We start from the raw sequence: 625 nt of genomic DNA on the forward strand, positions 1-625 counted from the left end.
GCTCTGGGTAGTGATGCTGCAGAAATTCGTTCAGCGCCTGACGCGTGAGATCATTCAATGTCACTTTCTTACGGTTTGCCGCCAGGGCAGCGGCCAAATGCAAGTCATGCCCGACGCGTACGTTGAATGAACCTTTGCACGGTTTCTCCGGCGTGTGCCCCAGGCTCTGGCAGGTAGCGAGATAATCATCCACCGCGCCACGGAAGGCTGCGTCCAGTTCAGCCACAGTTTTGCCTTCATAGCTCACCAATGCCTTGATGAACAGGATTTTACCAAACAGGCAGTTGTCCTCGAGGCTGGCTTCGATGGAGCCGATGTAGCCTTTGTGTTTCAGTTGGTTGTTCACTGAATCAGTTCTCCTGATTTCAATTGTTCGATGATCTGGCGCCGAATGTAGTGTTTCAGTTCGTTGCCGGGGTGAGGCTTGTGCAGGGTGATCATTGCACTGGGGTCGCCCATGTCGAACTTGACCCGGCTTCCGGCCCCTTCAATCTGTGTGTATCCCAATCGGCGTAATAACGTGACGAGCTCAGACCAGGTAAATGCCATGTGCTCATTGAGCAGTTTGGCGAGCAGCTTTTCATTCTTGGACACGGCGTTCCCTGCGTGTAACTAAATGTAGTTG

2 protein-coding genes are annotated in these 625 nt (G+C 52.8%); both read right to left on the minus strand.

The genetic code is table 11. The features are described from left to right. A partial coding sequence (locus GIW79_RS29570) for a type II toxin-antitoxin system HicB family antitoxin (protein ID WP_236466713.1) occupies positions 1–346 on the minus strand: 346 nt, incomplete at its 3' end. After that, positions 343–594 (minus strand): type II toxin-antitoxin system HicA family toxin, encoded by a 252-nt coding sequence (locus GIW79_RS29575; protein WP_014718823.1) that lies wholly within the window; start codon positions 592–594, stop codon positions 343–345. The genes GIW79_RS29575 and GIW79_RS29570, both read right to left, overlap by 4 nt. Positions 595–625 lie beyond the last annotated feature (31 nt).

It is taken from the genome of Pseudomonas sp. PA-7-1E, assembly GCF_021605325.1.
GTDB lineage: Bacteria > Pseudomonadota > Gammaproteobacteria > Pseudomonadales > Pseudomonadaceae > Aquipseudomonas > Aquipseudomonas fluorescens_BV.